The organism is Micromonospora sp. CA-248260 (assembly GCF_050942205.1).
Classification (GTDB): domain Bacteria; phylum Actinomycetota; class Actinomycetes; order Mycobacteriales; family Micromonosporaceae; genus Micromonospora; species Micromonospora antibiotica.
In genome coordinates, this window is sequence record NZ_CP192021.1 from 5,179,981 (window position 1) to 5,194,056 (window position 14,076).

At 72.9% G+C, this 14,076-nt stretch carries 15 protein-coding genes; 5 read left to right on the forward strand and 10 right to left on the reverse strand.

Translation table 11 applies throughout. The features are described from left to right. Positions 1–57: 57 nt before the first annotated feature. Both ACQP2H_RS22130 and ACQP2H_RS22135 read right to left on the reverse strand, forming a co-directional pair. Positions 58–534 (reverse strand): hypothetical protein, encoded by a 477-nt coding sequence (locus ACQP2H_RS22130; protein WP_219463993.1) that lies wholly within the window; start codon positions 532–534, stop codon positions 58–60. Positions 535–819: 285 nt separating this feature from the next. After that, positions 820–2,454 carry a glycosyl hydrolase family 18 protein gene (locus tag ACQP2H_RS22135; RefSeq protein ID WP_357535332.1) on the reverse strand — a complete coding sequence of 545 codons (1,635 nt, stop codon included), beginning with the start codon at positions 2,452–2,454 and terminating at the stop codon, positions 820–822. A gap of 210 nt (positions 2,455–2,664) precedes the next feature. Here ACQP2H_RS22135 and ACQP2H_RS22140 point away from each other — a divergent pair, with 210 nt between their 5' ends. Next, complete coding sequence (locus tag ACQP2H_RS22140) at positions 2,665–3,153, forward strand: glutathione peroxidase (RefSeq protein WP_357535334.1); 489 nt, start codon at positions 2,665–2,667, stop codon at positions 3,151–3,153. A 744-nt stretch (positions 3,154–3,897) separates the two neighbouring features. On the opposite strand, the gene ACQP2H_RS22145 is transcribed toward ACQP2H_RS22140, so the two are convergent. Beyond that, entirely contained in the window at positions 3,898–4,701 is an 804-nt protein-coding gene (locus ACQP2H_RS22145; protein WP_219463995.1) for an SGNH/GDSL hydrolase family protein, read from the reverse strand. A gap of 227 nt (positions 4,702–4,928) precedes the next feature. Here ACQP2H_RS22145 and ACQP2H_RS22150 point away from each other — a divergent pair, with 227 nt between their 5' ends. Next, positions 4,929–5,621 carry an NADPH-dependent F420 reductase gene (locus tag ACQP2H_RS22150; RefSeq protein WP_219463996.1) on the forward strand — a complete coding sequence of 231 codons (693 nt, stop codon included), beginning with the start codon at positions 4,929–4,931 and terminating at the stop codon, positions 5,619–5,621. Between the two features lie 80 nt (positions 5,622–5,701). Here the strand turns inward: ACQP2H_RS22150 and ACQP2H_RS22155 are convergent, their stop codons facing one another. After that, positions 5,702–6,250: a GNAT family N-acetyltransferase gene (locus ACQP2H_RS22155; RefSeq protein WP_219463997.1), complete on the reverse strand. Its 549-nt coding sequence runs from the start codon at positions 6,248–6,250 to the stop codon at positions 5,702–5,704. Positions 6,251–6,253: 3 nt separating this feature from the next. Continuing rightward, positions 6,254–6,748 carry a GNAT family N-acetyltransferase gene (locus tag ACQP2H_RS22160; RefSeq protein ID WP_433228703.1) on the reverse strand — a complete coding sequence of 165 codons (495 nt, stop codon included), beginning with the start codon at positions 6,746–6,748 and terminating at the stop codon, positions 6,254–6,256. 197 nt (positions 6,749–6,945) lie between these two features. Between ACQP2H_RS22160 and ACQP2H_RS22165 the strand changes: the two genes are divergently transcribed. Together ACQP2H_RS22165 and ACQP2H_RS22170 are read left to right on the forward strand one after the other, a co-directional pair. Continuing rightward, on the forward strand, positions 6,946–7,809 hold the full coding sequence (locus ACQP2H_RS22165) for a DUF4397 domain-containing protein (protein ID WP_433228705.1): 864 nt from the start codon (positions 6,946–6,948) through the stop codon (positions 7,807–7,809). Positions 7,810–8,056: 247 nt separating this feature from the next. Beyond that, positions 8,057–8,506 carry a sortase domain-containing protein gene (locus ACQP2H_RS22170; protein ID WP_433228707.1) on the forward strand — a complete coding sequence of 150 codons (450 nt, stop codon included), beginning with the start codon at positions 8,057–8,059 and terminating at the stop codon, positions 8,504–8,506. 170 nt (positions 8,507–8,676) lie between these two features. Here the strand turns inward: ACQP2H_RS22170 and ACQP2H_RS22175 are convergent, their stop codons facing one another. The 5 genes from ACQP2H_RS22175 to ACQP2H_RS22195 all read right to left on the reverse strand — a co-directional run bounded on the left by ACQP2H_RS22175 (position 8,677) and on the right by ACQP2H_RS22195 (position 12,610). Beyond that, positions 8,677–9,339: a DUF2203 family protein gene (locus ACQP2H_RS22175; protein ID WP_433228709.1), complete on the reverse strand. Its 663-nt coding sequence runs from the start codon at positions 9,337–9,339 to the stop codon at positions 8,677–8,679. 12 nt (positions 9,340–9,351) lie between these two features. After that, on the reverse strand, positions 9,352–10,170 hold the full coding sequence (gene proC, locus ACQP2H_RS22180; RefSeq protein WP_219464000.1) for a pyrroline-5-carboxylate reductase: 819 nt from the start codon (positions 10,168–10,170) through the stop codon (positions 9,352–9,354). A 78-nt stretch (positions 10,171–10,248) separates the two neighbouring features. Beyond that, the gene (locus ACQP2H_RS22185) at positions 10,249–11,277 is read right to left on the reverse strand and encodes a 6-phosphofructokinase (protein WP_219464001.1); all 1,029 of its coding nucleotides are present in this window, start codon (positions 11,275–11,277) and stop codon (positions 10,249–10,251) included. Between the two features lie 178 nt (positions 11,278–11,455). After that, positions 11,456–11,959 (reverse strand): pyridoxamine 5'-phosphate oxidase family protein, encoded by a 504-nt coding sequence (locus ACQP2H_RS22190; protein WP_219464002.1) that lies wholly within the window; start codon positions 11,957–11,959, stop codon positions 11,456–11,458. A gap of 147 nt (positions 11,960–12,106) precedes the next feature. After that, positions 12,107–12,610, reverse strand: a complete 504-nt coding sequence (locus tag ACQP2H_RS22195) for a polyadenylate-specific 3'-exoribonuclease AS (protein ID WP_208568690.1) — start codon at positions 12,608–12,610, stop codon at positions 12,107–12,109. Positions 12,611–12,951: 341 nt separating this feature from the next. Here ACQP2H_RS22195 and ACQP2H_RS22200 point away from each other — a divergent pair, with 341 nt between their 5' ends. Next, positions 12,952–13,644 (forward strand): Crp/Fnr family transcriptional regulator, encoded by a 693-nt coding sequence (locus ACQP2H_RS22200; protein WP_208568691.1) that lies wholly within the window; start codon positions 12,952–12,954, stop codon positions 13,642–13,644. The last annotated feature ends 432 nt before the right edge of the window (positions 13,645–14,076 follow it).

The following is a 14,076-nucleotide window of genomic DNA, read 5'->3' on the forward strand; positions in this document are numbered from 1 at the left end:
GTACGGCGACGGTCCGGACGCCGCGCCCCCGAGGGGCGGGGTTCCGGAAGGTGGGAGTCAGGGGGTGACCGACGGTGCCGGGGTGTGCCCGCCGGGCTCCTCGCCCGCGATGCACCAGTCCGCGCCGTCGCGGGTGACGGTGAACAGCAGCGGCCGGGTGGTCTTCTTCGACCCCACCGACACGGTCACGGTGGTGCTGACCTCCTGGCCCCGGGAGCCGGCCCGGATGTCGGTGATCCTCGCGGCGGGCACCGTGAAGTGGTCGGCGAAGTCACCGTTCGGCCCGGTCGCGGCGGCGTCGAAGCCCGCCTGCATCGTCGCGCAGAGCTGGTTGCGGCCGGCGGCCGGGTCCTTGGCCGCCATCGCGTCGAGGTACGCCTGCACCCGCTCGCGGGCCTTGGCGGACGCCTCCTGGACGGGCACCCTGGTGGGCCCGCCGTCGGCCTCGTCGTCCCCCCCGAGACCGCAGCCGAGCAGGGCGAACGGCAGCAGGGCCAGCGGTACGACGCCGACGGTGCGGAACCTGCGGCCCATGCGTCCTCCCCGGGTGCGGATGTCGACCGGCCCCTGGGGCGGTTGTCGACCGGATGCCGAGCGGCGAGTCTGCCACACCGCACCCGTGCGGTGGCAACCCGTCACGGCCGCGCCGCCCGAGCCGGCCGGCGTTTCGTCCGACGGGACCGCCCGACGCCGGAAGCTGACCACCCTACCCGGCACGGGCCGACCCGGACGGGCGTCGGACGGGCCCCGGCCGCAGCCGGGCGGGGAGGGACCGGTGGCCGGTCCCTCCCCGCGCGGGTGGCGCGTCGGGCGCTCGGCTCAGCCGAGGCCGCCCTTGATGGCGCCGATCAGCTCACCGTTGCTCGTGTCGCCGGAGAGCTCCCAGAAGAACGCGCCGCCGAGGCCCTGGTTCTTCGCGTAGGTCATCTTGCCGCCGATGGTGGCCGGGGTGTCGTAGCTCCACCAGTTGCTGCCGCACTTGGCGTACGCGGTGCCGGCGATGGTGCCGGTGGCCGGGCAGGTGTTCTTCAGCACCTTGTAGTCCTCGATGCCCGCCTCGTAGGTGCCGGGGGCCGCGCCGGTGGCGGTGCCGCCCGGGGCGGCCTGGGTCACCCCGGTCCAGCCCCGACCGTAGAAGCCGACGCCGAGCAGGAGCTTGTTGGCCGGTACGCCCTTGGACTTGAGCTTCTGGATCGCCGCGTCGGAGTTGAAGCCCTGCTGCGGGATCCCGGTGTACGAGGTGAGCGGCGAGTGCGGGGCGGTGGGACCCTGGGCGTTGAACGCGCCGAAGTAGTCGTACGTCATCGGCATCAGCCAGTTGAGGTTGCCCACCGCACCGGCGTAGTCGGTGGCGTCGATCTTGCCGCCGTTGCTGCCGTCGGCCGTGATCGCGGCCGTGACCAGGGCCGACGAGCCGAACTTGGCCCGCAGCGCGGAGATCACGTTCTTGAACGCGTTCGGGCCGCTGCTGTCACAGCTCAGACCGCAGGCGTTGGGGTACTCCCAGTCGACGTCGATGCCGTCGAAGACGTCCGCCCAGCGCGGGTCCTCGACCAGGTTGTAGCAGCTGTCGGCGAACGCGGCCGGGTTCTGCGCGGCCTGGGTGAAGCCACCCGACCAGGTCCAGCCGCCGAAGGACCAGATCACCTTGAGGTGCGGGTACATCTTCTTGAGCTTGCGCAGCTGGTTGAAGCTGCCGCGCAGCGGCTGGTCCCAGGTGTCGGCGACGCCGTCCACGCTGTCGGCCGCGGTGTACGCCTTGTCGTAGTCGGCGTAGCTGTCCCCGATCGTGCACCGGCCGCCGGTGGTGTTGCCGAAGGCGTACAGGATGTGGGTGAGTTTGGCGGCGGAGCCGCTGGTGGCGATGTTCTTGACGTGGTAGTTGCGGCCGTAGACGCCCCACTCGGCGAAGTAGCCGACGACCTTCTTGTCCCCGCTGGGCGGGGTGGTCGTGGGTGGCGGGGTCGTCGGGGGCGGGGTCGTCGGCGGGGCGGTGGTGGGCGGGGCCGTGGTGGGCGGCGGGGTCGTCGGCGGCTTCGTGGTGGGCGGGGTGCCGCCGCCGCACGACGCGCCGTTGATCGTGCAGTTCAGCGGCGCCTTGTACGGCCCGGTGCCGTTGTAGCCCCAGCTGAAGCTGGCCCCCGGGGCGAGCGGCCCGGCCCAGCTCTTCTTCACCGCCACGTAGTGGTTGCCGCTGCTGGTGACGTCGGCGTCCCAGAAGCTGCTGATGGTGGTGCCGGACGGCAGGTCGAACTCGATGCGCCAGGTGCTGACGCTGGCGCTGGAGCCGTTGGCCACGGTGACCCGCCCTTCGTGGCCGGTCCCCCAGTCCTGGGCCGAGGCGAATGTCGCGGTGACGCTTCCGGCGCCGAACGCCGAGGTCACCGGTACCGCCGCCACGGTCAGCGCCATGACGGCGCCGGCCCAGAGGGCGCGGCGGAGCGATCTCTTCATGAGGCGCCTCCTCAAACAGTTAGGAAACTTTCCAAATCGATGGGGAGACGCTACTCACACCGTCATCACTTCGTCAAGATGCGCATCCGTCGATTCGTCACCGGCCCGGGGCGACGGGACGAGCAGCGGACCCGCCGGCGGGACGAGCAGCGAAGCGGGCGGCGGGACGAGCAGCGAAGCGGGCGGCGGCCCGGGCGCTAACCTCGCCACATGACCGTCTTCGACATCGAGATCGACGCCCTGGCCGGTGGCCCGGCCGACCTGGCCGGCTACCGGGGCCGGGCACTGCTGGTGGTGAACGTGGCCTCCCGCTGCGGCCTCACCCCGCAGTACGCCGCCCTCCAGGCGCTGGCCACCGAGTACGCCGACCGGGGCCTGGTGGTGCTCGGCGTACCGTGCAACCAGTTCGCCGGGCAGGAACCCGGCACGGCCGCCGAGATCGGCGAATTCTGCCAGGTCAACTATCGCGTCACCTTTCCGCTGACCGAGAAGGTCGACGTCAACGGCCCGGCCCGGCACCCCCTCTACGCGGCGCTGGTCGACACTCCCGACGCCGAGGGGCACGACGGCGACGTCCGGTGGAACTTCGAGAAGTTCCTGGTCGCCCCGGACGGCACCGTCGCCGCCCGGTTCGCGCCGACCGTCACGCCGGACTCGGCCGAGCTACGCGCCGCCATCGAGAAGGTTCTCCCCGCCTAAAGGCTCGCCCCTGCGTCCGGGTCGCACCGTCCGGGTCGGTCCCGTTCCGGGGCCGCCCACCGGTCCGACCCGGACGGTTCGGGCCGACCGCCGGCCGAGCCCCCGTCGGCCGGCTCACCCCTACCCGCCGGGCGCCGCCCACGACGCGGACCGCCCCGCCCCCACAAGGGTCTCCTCGCGCCCTTTCGAGCTGACGACACCAACGAGTCACCCCGCCCGGACAGGACGACACCCCACTCCCCCGCGTAGGAAGCCGGGCCGAGTCGACCGCGAACCCCGACCTACGCCGAGCAGCGCCGTCCGGACCCCGGTGGGGACACGCCACGTGATTTCCACCGGTCCCGACGACCCACCCCGGCCGGGGTGGACCAGCACGCGCTGCGGGCGCGGTCTGCGTCGACGACACCCGTCCAGCCCCCGTCCAGACGCCGAGCGGCCGGACGGGGGCCGCCGGAGCCGGGCCGGGCAGCGAGTCGTCAACGTCATCAGCTCGAAAGCGTCCGCGACGGCATCGGCAGGAGGGCAGACGCCCGGCACTCGACCGGACGGCCCGACCACGCCCGCAAGCCAACCCACCCACGCCCGCAAGCCGGCCGACCCGCACCCCGGAAGCCGGCCGGAACAGGGACACCTGCGGACCCGACCCGGCCGGACAGGATGCCGCAGACCCACCCGACGGCCGTGACCGCGCCGACCCGGGCGGGGCGACGCGGTCACGGTGGAGCCGGCGGGACGCGGTTCAGGTCAACCGGCGGCGGAGCGGAAGACCGGGTAGTAGCCGCCGGACTGCCCGGCCGCCGTCGGGTGGTACGAGACGCCGAGGTTGGCGAAGTTCAACGCGTGCAGCCACTTCTCGCCGTAGCTGCACAGCTGGTGACCGACGAAGATGGACCGTACGTCGGCGAACGTGAAGCCGGCCGAGGTGGCGGCGGTGCGGGTGATGTCGTCGATCAGGTTGATGCCTTCGTTGATCTTCGCGCGGGAGTTCGCGCTGAGCCCCACGCAGACCGTGCCGAGCTGGTAGAAGACCGGGTAGCCGACGACCACCACCCGGGCCGACGGCGCACGCGACCTGATCCCGTTGTAGACGGTGGCGAGCTTGGCGGGCAGTTCCGCGCGGGCCTTGTTCTCGGCGGCCTGCACGGCCGCGACGCACTGGGTCTCCCCCTGGAGCACGCAGGTCGACATGATCGTGGTGAACCCGACGTCGTTGCCACCGATGGTGACGCTGACCAGGGTGGTGGTCGAGGTCAGCGCGGAGAGCTGGTTGTTGACCACGTCGGTGGTGGTCGCGCCGGAGCAGGCCACCGACTTGTACGAGGCCGGCTTGATGTTGGTGTTGTACAGCGCCGGGTACGCGTTGGTGCTGCGCTGACAGGAGCCGCTCTCGGAGGTGTAGCTGCCGGCGCCGACACCGGAGGCGTACGAGTCGCCGAGGGCCACGTACCGGTCGGTGGGGGCGGCCTGGACGGGCACCGCCGCGCCGAGGGTCACGCCGATGGACGCCGCGAGACTCACGGCGAGGGTCACGAGTCGGGATCTCCGCACGTCGCACTCCTGGGGGTTAGGAAGTGGTGGTGGGAGATAGATATCACTCAATCATATGTTTACGGAAGATTATCGATGGGCAACAGGGGTTACTAGGGGTTCATCCGCACGTGACGTCGCCGTCGGACAGACGGCCCGGCCGGGCCGACGTGGACGGTCGACATCCGGCGCACAACCCATCGGTCAGGTCGGGAATACCCACCCACGCCGGCCGGTTGGTCACCGGCATGACAACTGTGGGACTCATCGGCAGCGGCAACATCGGCAGCACCCTGGCCCGGCTGGCGGTCACCGCCGGACATGACGTGGTGCTCAGCAACTCACGCGGCCCGGAGACGCTCAAGGACCTGGTCGACGAGTTGGGCATACGGGCCCGGGCGGCCACCCCGGCCGAGGCGGCGGCAGCGGGCGACCTGGTGGTGGTCACCATCCCGCTGCGCGCCTACCGGGAGGTGCCGGCCGCGCCGCTCGCCGGCAAGACCGTCATCGACACCAACAACTACTACCCGGAGCGCGACGACAGCTTCCCGGAGCTGGACGACGAGTCGACCACCACCAGCGAGCTGCTCCAGCGGCACCTGCCGGAGTCGCAGGTGGTCAAGGCCTTCAACAACATCTACTTCAAGCACCTGCTCGCGCTGGCCCGCCCGGCGGGGGCCACCGACCGTACCTCGCTGCCGGTCGCCGGGGACGACGCCGCGGCCAAGGCCGAGGTCACCGCGTTCATCGACTCCGTCGGGTACGACACCGTCGACGTGGGGCCGCTCGCCGAGGGCTGGCGGTTCCAGCGGGACACCGCCGCGTACGGCGTCTTCTACACCGCCGACCCGGCGGCCGGCTACGAACAGCCGGGCCTGCCGACCGACGCGCAGCGGCTGCGCGACGCCCTGGCCGCCGCCCGCCGCTACGCCGACGTCTGACCGGTACCACCACCGCGCCGGCCGGGACGGCAGCCGCGAGGCCCGTCCCGGCCGGTGCGGCCGGCGGGCGGCCCCCCGTGTCAGCGAGGAGCCTGCCACTCGTCGGCCAGCACCGCCCACACCTCCATGTCCACCCGGCCCGCCGGCCCCCGAGCGACCTGACGCAGGGTGCCCTCGTGCCGCATGCCGAGCCGCCGGGCCACCGCGATGCTGCGGACGTTGCCGACGCTGGTCCGCCACTCGACCCGGTGGATGCCGCGTTCCCGGATCGCCCAGTCCACGATCCGGGTCGCCGCCCGGGTCACCAGGCCCCGACCCTCGGCGGCCGGCTCCAGCCAGCAGCCCGCCTCCGCCACCCCCGTCGCCGTGCTGAACGACACGAACAGCACCCCGCCGACCAGGACGCCGTCGAGCCAGATCCCCCAGATGCCCCCGGCGTCGTCGGCCCACTTGTCGGCCGACCGACGCAGCACCCGGCGGGCCGCCTCCAGGTCGGTGGCCACGAAGGACGTACCCACCCACGGGGCGATGTGTGCCCGGGCCCGGTCCAGGTGGGCCAGGAACTCCTCGGCCTGCCACGGTGCGAGCGGACGCAGCTCGGCGTCCCCGGTCAGCGGTAGTGCGAACATCCGTCAGTTCCTCCGGTGTTCGACCGGCAGGCTCAGCCGCAGCGTGGGCCCGGGAGTGGGGACGAAGCCCAGCGACCGGTAGAGCGGCTCGCCGTCGGTCGAAGCCCGCAGGTCGACCTTGCCGACCCCGCGCTGCCGGTACCAGTCCAGCAACGCCTCCAGGCAGGCCCGGGCGTAGCCGCGCCGACGGTGCACCGGCTCGGTGGCCACGTTGAAGACGTACCCGGTCAGGCCGTCGGGGTTGCCGGGGCCGCCGAGACGCTGCTCGATGGTCCCGGTCGCGCAGGCCGCCAGGACGCCGGGCCGGGCCGGGTCGTCGACGACGAAGACCGCCATCAGGTCGGCCGGCTCGGCCAGCCGTCGGTGCAGCACCTCCCGGGACGCCTGCTGCCAGGGCCCCGGCGCCGGGTCCAACTGGTCGATGTCGGCCAGCATCACCCCACGCAGGCGAACGATCTCACCAGCGTCGGCGACCACGGCCCGTCGAACGTTGATCACGAACGGACGGTACCGGATGCCCCGGGCGGACCGCCGACCCGAACCGCGCCGACCCGGGACCGCCCGACCGGAAACGACGGAACCGGCCCGGAACCGCGCCGACCGGAAAGTGCCGGAACACGACGTCCGGCCAACTTGCCATCGGGTCCCACTCACGGGACGCTGGGGGTCGGGACCGACACCACCTCGGAGGCGAGATGCCCCAGCTCCCCACCGTTCCGCGTCGGCTGCTCGCCGCCGCCGGCACGCTCCTGCTCGGCACCGCGCTGGCCACCATCGGCATCACGCCCGCCGGGGCGGCGGCCGGCGACGTCGGCTACGTCCGGCTCGCCCACCTCTCCCCCGACACCCCGGCCGTGGACGTCTACCTCTCCGCCCCGGGCGCGGCGGCGCCGCAGGTCTTCCCCGCCGTCGGCTACGGCGTCGTCTCCCGTTACCTGCCCCTGGCCGTCGGCCGGTACGCGGTGGCGATGCGGCAGGCCGGCACCCCGGCCAGCGAACCCCCGGTGCTCACCACCGAGGTGGACCTCGGCGCGGGCGAGGCGTACACGGTGGCCGGGGTGGGCCGTTACGCCGACCTGGGCCTGCGGGTGCTCGCCGACGACCTCACCGCCCCGGCCCCCGGCCAGGCGAAGGTACGGGTCGTCCACGCCTCCGTGCGCGCCCCGGTGGTCGACGTGACGGCCGACGACGGGCCGACCATCGCCGACGCCGTCCGGTTCGCCACCACCACCAACTACCGGCAGGTCGAGCCGGGTCGTTGGCGGCTGCGCCTCGGCGGCGGCAGCGGCCCGAGCACCGACGCCGAGGTGACCCTCACCGGTGGGCGGGTCTACTCGCTGCTGGTGCTCGACGGCAAGCGGGGCGGACTCACCACCGAGCTGCGCGAGGACGCCCGGGGCGGCGGGGTCGCCCCGGCCGGTGGCGTGCCGGCGGGAGCGGGAGGGCTGGCCGGGGACGGGCCCGGGGCGTACCCGATGGTGGCCGGCGGGGTGCTCGCGGGGGCCGTGGTGGTGGGGGCGACGGTGCTGGCGCGGCGACGGCGGCGACCGGTCTGGTGACCGGGCCCGGCTTCGCGATCCGCCGGCACCGCGCCCGCCGGACGCCGGCCGCCGCCCTGGTCGCGGCCGGGGCGGTGCTCTGTCTGGCCGCCGGCACCGGCGTCGGCCTGGCCACCGACACGCGCCTGACCAGCGACTCCGCCCGCCCGGCCGACCCGGCCGGCGCCTGGCAGCCCGGCTGCGCGGCCGGTTGCGCCACCAGCGCCGGCACCCCCGCGCCACCCCGACACCGCCCACCCGGGTACGCGTGGCGCGGATCGGCGTCGACTCCCCACTCACCGCCCTCGGGCTGGACCGGGCCGGCATCCTGGTCCCCCCGGCGGACTTCACCCGGGCCGGCTGGTACGGCGGCGGCCCCGCGCCGGGCGACCCGGGACCGGCGGTGATCGCCGGGCACCTCGACTCGCGGCGCGGCCCGGCCGTCTTCGCCCGCCTCGGCGAACTGCGCCCCGGCGACCGGATCGAGGTGTGGCGGGGCGGACGACGGGTGCCGTTCCGGGTCACCGGCGCGCTGCGCACCCCGAAGGACGCCTTCCCCACCGCCACCGTGTACGGCCCGACGCCCGGCCCGGAGCTGCGGCTGATCACCTGCGGCGGCGACTTCGACAGACGGGTCGGCCACTACCGGGACAACGTGGTGGTCTTCGCCGTCGCCGACGCACCGGCCGATCCCCTCCCCCGCTCCGCCGCCGACTGACTCACCCGGCCACCCGCCGAGCTGACCTGCCCCGGGTGTCGCGCGCGATCTTGGAGTTCTGGTGCCGATTTCGCGGTGATACACCCCTTTTGCAACCCACCACAACTCCATGATCGACGCGGAGGGGTGGGGCGCGGGGGTGGGGAGGGGCGGAGGGTGGGGGTGGGGGGTTAGCGGATGGGGCGGCGGCCGGCGAAGCCGCACTCGACGCGGTGGAACCAGCGGACGTCGGGGTCACCCTCCAGCCAGCACCAGAGCACCGCCCGGCCCTCGTGTTCGCCGGGGAAGTCGAGCAGCACCGGGGCGATCCCCTTGACCTGGATGTCGTGCGAGTTCAGCTCCTCCAGCACGCCGTGCAGCCGGGCCTCCAGGGCCTTGACCTCGGCCCGGCCGCCCAGCGCCGACATCCCCGGGCCGGCCAGGTCGGCCCGCAGCTCGGCCAGGTCGGCCCGGATGCCGATCAGCTCGTCGATGCGGGGGTGCAGGGTGGCGACCAGGTACCGCGCCTGGGCGAGAGTGAACACGGGGCCAGTATGGGGCACCCGGGTGATCCGCACCGACCCGTCCGCCGGCTTCAGTCGGCCCGGAGGCGTCCGAACCGACCCGTCGACCGCCTCGGCGTACTCGGATGCGCTCGGCAGGCGTGCCGACATGCCGGAGCCGAGGTGGAAGGTCCAGTTGTCCCAGCCGCCGTTGGCGACCGGTTCGACCGGCAGTTCGGCCCAGTGCGGAAACTGGGTGGCGACGAGGCGGCGCACCTGCGCCACGTCGACGACGACCCGTTCGGGTGGCGGACCGAGATCCGGAATGCCGTCGGCCCCCGCCCCTGACACGGCGAGCCCGGGTCAGTCGGCCTGGGCGGCGAGTTCGCGGGCGCGGTCGCGGGCGGCTTCCAGCGCCGCCAGCAGCGCCGCGCGTACCCCGTGTTTCTCCAGCTCGCGGACGGCGGAGATGGTGGTGCCGGCCGGCGAGGTGACCGCCTCGCGGAGCTTGACCGGGTGTTCGCCGGAGTCGCGCAGCATCACGGCCGAACCGATCGCGGTCTGCACGATCAGCTCGTGCGCCACCTGCCGGGGCAGGCCGAGCAGGATGCCGGCGTCGATCATGGCTTCGACCAGCAGGTAGAAGTAGGCCGGGCCGGAGCCGGAGAGGGCGGTGACCGCGTCCTGCTGCGACTCGGGCACCCGCAGGGTCGCCCCGAGCGGGGCGAACATCTCCTCGGCCAGGGCCAGGTGTTCGCCGGTGGCGTGGGCGCCGGCCGAGATGGCGCTCATCGCCTGGTCGACCAGGGCCGGGGTGTTGGTCATCACCCGGACCACCGGGGTGCCCTCGGGCAGCCGGCGGCTGAAGAAGCTGGTGGGCAGCCCGGCGCAGAGCGAGACGACCAGCTTGTCGGCCGGCACCTTGGGGCCGATCTCGTCCAGCAGGACCCCTGCGTCCTGGGGTTTCACGGCGATCGCCAGCACCGCCGCCTCGGTCACGGCGGTCAGGTTGTCGACCACCCGTACGCCGTACCGGGTGGCCAGTTCCTCGGCCCGGACGGGTCGGCGGGCGGTCGCCAGCAGGCGCTGCGCCGGCCAGCCGGACCGCAACAGCCCGGAGAGCACCAGCTCGCCGATCTTTCCCGCCCCGATCACCGCGACGGTGTGTCTCGCCGACCCCATGTCACCCTTCCGTCCCGCTCGTCCGGTCCCGTGCCCCTTCCCCTCCGGCGCTGCGGAGGGGAAGGGGATGGGCTGCGATCAGCTGCCGAAGAAGACCTCGGCCTCGTCGTAGCGCTCGACCGGGACGGTCTTCAGCTCGCGGGTGGCCTCGGCCAGCGGCACCCGGACGATGTCCGTGCTCTGCATCGCGACCATCTTGCCCCAGTCACCCTCGTGCGCGGCGTCGATGGCCTGGAGGCCGAGCCGGGTGGCGAGCACCCGGTCGAACGCGGTCGGGGTGCCGCCGCGCTGGATGTGCCCGAGCACGACGGTGCGGGCCTCCTTGCCGGTCTTGGCCTCCAGCTGCTCGGCCAGCCACTGGCCGATGCCACCCAGCCGGACGTGCCCGAAGGCGTCCAGCTCCTGGTTGTGCAGGACCATCTGGCCGTCCAGCGGCTGGGCGCCCTCGGCGACCACGACGATCGGGGCGTACTGGTGCTGGAAGCGCTTCTCGACGTAGCCGGCGACCTGGTCGACGTCGAACTTGCGCTCCGGCAGCAGGATCACGTTGGCGCCGCCGGCGAGGCCGGCGTGCAGGGCGATCCAGCCGGCGTGCCGGCCCATCACCTCGACGACGAGGGTGCGGTGGTGGCTCTCCGCGGTGGTGTGCAGCCGGTCGATCGCCTCCATGGCGATGTTGACGGCGGTGTCGAAGCCGAAGGTGTAGTCGGTGGCGCCCAGGTCGTTGTCGATCGTCTTCGGTACGCCGACCACGTTGACGCCCAGCTCGTGCAGCTTGGTGGCGACGCCCAGGGTGTCCTCGCCGCCGATCGCGATCAGCGCGTCCACGCCCTGCCCGGCGAGGTTCTCCTTGATCCGCTCCACGCCGTTCTCGATCTTGAACGGGTTGGTGCGGGACGAACCGAGGATGGTGCCGCCGCGCGGGAGGATGCCCCGCACCTCAGGAATGCCGAGCGGCTTGGACAGGCCCTCCAGCGGACCCTTCCACCCGTCCCGGAAACCCACGAACTCGTGACCGTAAGTAGCGACGCCCTTACGGACCACCGCTCGAATGACCGCGTTGAGACCTGGGCAGTCGCCGCCGCCGGTGAGCACGCCGATACGCATGATCTGCTCATCCTCCTGGAACGTCAGGTGAAGCCCGGATAAGCCCCAGGATATGTGTCCGCTCAGACCATCGGCGTCGTTGCCGGCCCGGGGCGGGCCGTCAGTGCGCACTGTAGTCGGCTCAGCTGCACGCCGACACCGCGCCCCGGCCGGTCCCGCCCACCCCGGCGGCTACCGGTCAGTAGCTGACCTCGTGGTTCTCCCCCGCCTCCGGCGGCCTCCCGGTGACCGCCGCCCTGGCGAACCCGAGCAGGTTGACCACCGTGCCACCCGGGGAGTCCCAGTACTCGGCCGAGCTGGCGTGCACCTTGAGCAGGGTCAGCCCGGGGGTGTCCAGCCCGTCGGGGAACCAGGCCTTGAACAGCGGGTTCCACAGCTGCTCGGCCCGCGCCCGGTCGTACGCCTCCTGGGCGGTGCCGGCGATCGACACCCAGGCGTGGTGGCGCTGGTCGGAGAAGGCGACGTTGACCTCCGGGTTGACCCGGATCTGACGCACCTTGGCGGAGTCGGCGTAGGCGAAGAACCACAGGTCGCCGTCGAACTCGGCCGCCTGGAGCGCCATCGGCCGGCTGAGCATCCGACCGTCCACGCCGATCGTGGTCAACATGCAGATCCGGGCGTCCCGGATCAGCTCGGTCACCCGCCGCCGGGCGTCGGTGATGGTGGTCGCGTCGTCGGCCATGGCGCACTCCCTCGGATCGGCTCGCCCGGACCCGGTGCCCCCGACGGGACCAGCCAAACCTGCTGATCGTCACGGGCTGTCATCAGCCACCCGGCCAGCCAGGGAGCGGCCGGGCCGCCGGCCGGACCCGGCGGGCCGGGCCGGGGCTCAGACCGGACGGGCCGTCATCGCCCGCCAGCGGGCCAGGTTGTGCCGGGCGTCGACCAGCGCGTCGTGCCGGTCGGCCGCCGCGTCCGGCAACCGGGGACGACCGACGTCGTCCCAGAGCTGCCGCAGCTCCTTGGTGAACCGGGGGATCTCCCGGGGCAGCGCCGGCATCGCCCCCCAGAGCTGGGCCAGCACCACATGGTCGTACGCGGCGTACCAGGCCCACAGCTCCAGCTGCTCGTTCGGCCGGTCGCGGACCGGCTCCAGCAGGAACTCGTGCAGGTCGTCGCGGATGCGGGCCCGGGAGCGCCAGGCCCGGTCGGCCGGCGACGGGAGCTTGTCCAGCACGTTACGGCGGACCCAGGGCACGGCGCGGGAGTCGTCGAACTCGGTGGAGACCGCGTAGAACTCGCGGCCGTACTCGTCGACGACACCGATCGACACGAGGTCGACGCTGCGGCCGTCCTCGATGAATTCGCAGTCGTAGAAATAGCGGTAGACCATCGCCGTCCATCCTCGCCCACCCCCGGTGACCGCCGACGGGCGGGGCGGCACCGGAGCGGCCGGGTGGGCGGTGCCGGAGCGGCGGGTGGACGGTGCCGGAGCGGCGGGTGGGCGGTGCCGGAGCGGCCGGGTGGGGCTCCAGGGCCGTACCCTCGCCGTCCGCCGCAGCTCCGGAGTGTCACGGAAAGGTCTACAGGGGTGTACAGCAAGCGACTGGGCCGTCATGATCTGATGTGTACCGCTACCGGACGCCGAACCGGTGTCAGTTCACCTCTGCAGGGGCCGTCAGGGTTCACCCGGTGAGCGAAATTTGTGGTCCTTGACCGGGGAGGGGTGGGGCGGTGGAGATGCGCCTACCGGAGCCGGGTGACGCCCTCACGGGGGTGGAGATGTTCGCCGGGTTGGAGCCCGAGGTGCGCCAGCGGGTGATCGCCGCAGCCGTGCCGCGCACCTACCGTAAGGGTCAGCTGCTCTTCGTCGAGAACGATCCCGGTGAGTCGCTGATCGTCCTGCGTCGGGGGGCGGTGGCGGTGTTCCGCACCGCGCCGACCGGAGAGCGTGCCGTGTTGTCGGTCATCCGACCACCGGACGTGCTGGGTGAGGTCTCCCTGCTGGACGCCTCCACCCGGTCCGCCTCGGCCGAGGCGATCGAGGACTGTGCGGCGCTCGCCCTGTCCCGTCCGGCCTTCATGGAACTGGTGCACTCCAACCCGCGCATCCTGGACGCGGTGATGCGGTCGCTGGGCGCGCTGATCCGGCGGCTCACCGAGCAGAACGCCGACCATGTCTTCCTCGACCTGCCCGGTCGGGTGGCCAAGACGCTGGTCCGGCTGGCCGGCGAGAGCCAGGCCCCGATGATCACCATCGAGCTGAACCAGAGCCAGCTGGCCGAGATGGCCGGTGGTTCCCGACAGAGCGTCAACCAGGCGATCGGCTCCTTCGCCAACCGGGGCTGGCTGCGTACCGAGGGGCGCCGGATCGTGGTCACCGACGTGGCGGCGCTGCGCCGACGCGCCGGCATGAACGACCGCTGACCGACGATCCCCGGCGGACGCCCGCATCCAGGCGACGGCGGCGGGTTTCCTGGCGGGGCCGGGGTACGTGACGGTGGCACCGACAGCGGCGTGGCCGGTGGACCTGGTCCGCCGGCCACGCCGGTCACTCACTTGCCGCTGTCGTCCGCGGGCGGGGCACCCGGTCCGGGTCCGATCTCGTCCGGCGGTGTGCCTGGTCCGGGCCCGATCTTCTGCGGCTTTGACGGCGAGGTCGTGGTCGTGCCAGTGTCCGAGGACGCCTTGCTGTCGGGATTCTCCACCATGCCCTGTTCCTCCATTCTGGCGAGAGTGACCGCGTCGACGTCGACCGTCTCCCCGGGAGACCGGACGGTACCGTTCGGGTCGGTCCAGTAGCCGGACAATCGCACCTGCACGGCACTCTCCTGACAGTGAGTTTTCCTCGTGAGGAAC

Excerpts from the sequence above, each read along its gene's own strand:
- ACQP2H_RS22130 (WP_219463993.1), bottom strand. The coding sequence starts at position 534 with ATGGGCCGCAGGTTCCGCACCGTCGGCGTCGTACCGCTGGCCCTGCTG.
- ACQP2H_RS22135 (WP_357535332.1), bottom strand. The coding sequence starts at position 2,454 with ATGAAGAGATCGCTCCGCCGCGCCCTCTGGGCCGGCGCCGTCATGGCG.
- ACQP2H_RS22140 (WP_357535334.1), top strand. The coding sequence starts at position 2,665 with ATGACCGTCTTCGACATCGAGATCGACGCCCTGGCCGGTGGCCCGGCC.
- ACQP2H_RS22150 (WP_219463996.1), top strand. The coding sequence starts at position 4,929 with ATGACAACTGTGGGACTCATCGGCAGCGGCAACATCGGCAGCACCCTG.
- ACQP2H_RS22155 (WP_219463997.1), bottom strand. The coding sequence starts at position 6,250 with ATGTTCGCACTACCGCTGACCGGGGACGCCGAGCTGCGTCCGCTCGCA.
- ACQP2H_RS22165 (WP_433228705.1), top strand. The coding sequence starts at position 6,946 with ATGCCCCAGCTCCCCACCGTTCCGCGTCGGCTGCTCGCCGCCGCCGGC.
- proC (WP_219464000.1), bottom strand. The coding sequence starts at position 10,170 with ATGGGGTCGGCGAGACACACCGTCGCGGTGATCGGGGCGGGAAAGATC.
- ACQP2H_RS22185 (WP_219464001.1), bottom strand. The coding sequence starts at position 11,277 with ATGCGTATCGGCGTGCTCACCGGCGGCGGCGACTGCCCAGGTCTCAAC.
- ACQP2H_RS22190 (WP_219464002.1), bottom strand. The coding sequence starts at position 11,959 with ATGGCCGACGACGCGACCACCATCACCGACGCCCGGCGGCGGGTGACC.
- ACQP2H_RS22195 (WP_208568690.1), bottom strand. The coding sequence starts at position 12,610 with ATGGTCTACCGCTATTTCTACGACTGCGAATTCATCGAGGACGGCCGC.